At 56.9% G+C, this 2,388-nt stretch carries 1 rRNA gene; it reads left to right on the forward strand.

Annotated features, from left to right (window positions below):
- A 23S ribosomal RNA gene (locus ABZZ79_RS39670) occupies window positions 1-2,366 on the forward strand; the annotation flags it as partial.
- Between the last annotated feature and the right edge of the window lie 22 nt (window positions 2,367-2,388).

A 2,388-nucleotide genomic window follows, 5' to 3' on the forward strand; every position in this document is an offset into this window, starting at 1 on the left:
TAGTAGCGCGCTCAAGACCCGAAGCGGAGTGATCTAGCCATGGGCAGGTTGAAGCGGAGGTAAGACTTCGTGGAGGACCGAACCCACCAGGGTTGAAAACCTGGGGGATGACCTGTGGTTAGGGGTGAAAGGCCAATCAAACTCCGTGATAGCTGGTTCTCCCCGAAATGCATTTAGGTGCAGCGTCGTGTGTTTCTTGCCGGAGGTAGAGCACTGGATAGGCGATGGGCCCTACCGGGTTACTGACCTTAGCCAAACTCCGAATGCCGGTAAGTGAGAGCACGGCAGTGAGACTGTGGGGGATAAGCTCCATGGTCGAGAGGGAAACAGCCCAGAGCATCGACTAAGGCCCCTAAGCGTACGCTAAGTGGGAAAGGATGTGGAGTCGCACAGACAACCAGGAGGTTGGCTTAGAAGCAGCCACCCTTGAAAGAGTGCGTAATAGCTCACTGGTCTAGTGATTCCGCGCCGACAATGTAGCGGGGCTCAAGCGTACCGCCGAAGTCGTGTCATTGCAGCATTAAGGGCCAACGCCTGCTGTGATGGGTAGGGGAGCGTCGTCTGCCGGGTGAAGCGGCACTGGAAGGTAGTCGTGGACGGTTGACGAGTGAGAATGCAGGCATGAGTAGCGATACAAACGTGAGAAACGTTTGCGCCGATTGACTAAGGGTTCCTGGGTCAAGCTGATCTGCCCAGGGTAAGTCGGGACCTAAGGCGAGGCCGACAGGCGTAGTCGATGGATAACCGGTTGATATTCCGGTACCCGCTGTGAAGCGTCAAACATCGAGCATCGTGATGCTAAGGCCGTGAAGCCGCCCCGGAGCCTTCGGGCAAAGGGGAGTGGTGGAGCCGCCGGACCAAGCGGTTAGTAGGTGAGTGATGGGGTGACGCAGGAAGGTAGTCCATCCCGGGCGGTGGTTGTCCCGGGGTAAGGGTGTAGGCCGTGCGATAGGCAAATCCGTCGCATATCAAGGCTGAGACCTGATGCCGAGCCGATTGTGGTGAAGTGGATGATCCTATGCTGTCGAGAAAAGCCTCTAGCGAGTTTCATGGCGGCCCGTACCCTAAACCGACTCAGGTGGTCAGGTAGAGAATACCGAGGCGTTCGGGTGAACTATGGTTAAGGAACTCGGCAAAATGCCCCCGTAACTTCGGGAGAAGGGGGGCCACGCTCGGTGATCCGATTTACTCGGTGAGCTGGGGGTGGCCGCAGAGACCAGCGAGAAGCGACTGTTTACTAAAAACACAGGTCCGTGCGAAGCCGTAAGGCGATGTATACGGACTGACGCCTGCCCGGTGCTGGAACGTTAAGGGGACCGGTTAGCTCCATTTCGGTGGGGCGAAGCTGAGAACTTAAGCGCCAGTAAACGGCGGTGGTAACTATAACCATCCTAAGGTAGCGAAATTCCTTGTCGGGTAAGTTCCGACCTGCACGAATGGCGTAACGACTTCTCGACTGTCTCAACCATAGGCCCGGTGAAATTGCACTACGAGTAAAGATGCTCGTTTCGCGCAGCAGGACGGAAAGACCCCGGGACCTTTACTACAGTTTGATATTGGTGTTCGGTTCGGCTTGTGTAGGATAGCTGGGAGACTTTGAAGCGGCCACGCCAGTGGTTGTGGAGTCGTCGTTGAAATACCAGTCTGGTCGTGCTGGATGTCTAACCTGGGTCCGTGATCCGGATCAGGGACAGTGTCTGATGGGTAGTTTAACTGGGGCGGTTGCCTCCCAAAGGGTAACGGAGGCGCCCAAAGGTTCCCTCAGCCTGGTTGGCAATCAGGTGTTGAGTGTAAGTGCACAAGGGAGCTTGACTGTGAGACCGACGGGTCGAGCAGGGACGAAAGTCGGGACTAGTGATCCGGCGGTGGCTTGTGGAAGCGCCGTCGCTCAACGGATAAAAGGTACCCCGGGGATAACAGGCTGATCTTCCCCAAGAGTCCATATCGACGGGATGGTTTGGCACCTCGATGTCGGCTCGTCGCATCCTGGGGCTGGAGTCGGTCCCAAGGGTTGGGCTGTTCGCCCATTAAAGCGGTACGCGAGCTGGGTTTAGAACGTCGTGAGACAGTTCGGTCCCTATCCGCTGTGCGCGTAGGAGTCTTGAGAAGGGCTGTCCCTAGTACGAGAGGACCGGGACGGACGAACCTCTGGTGTGCCAGTTGTCCTGCCAAGGGCATGGCTGGTTGGCTACGTTCGGGAGGGATAACCGCTGAAAGCATCTAAGCGGGAAGCCTGCTTCGAGATGAGGACTCCCACCCACTTGATGGGGTAAGGCTCCCAGTAGACGACTGGGTTGATAGGCCGGATATGGAAGCACGGTAACGTGTGGAGTTGACCGGTACTAATAGGCCGAGGGCTTGTCCTCAGTTGCTCGCGTCCACTGTGTT

The organism is Streptomyces sp. NPDC006458 (assembly GCF_040612135.1).
In the GTDB taxonomy this organism is placed as follows: domain Bacteria; phylum Actinomycetota; class Actinomycetes; order Streptomycetales; family Streptomycetaceae; genus Streptomyces.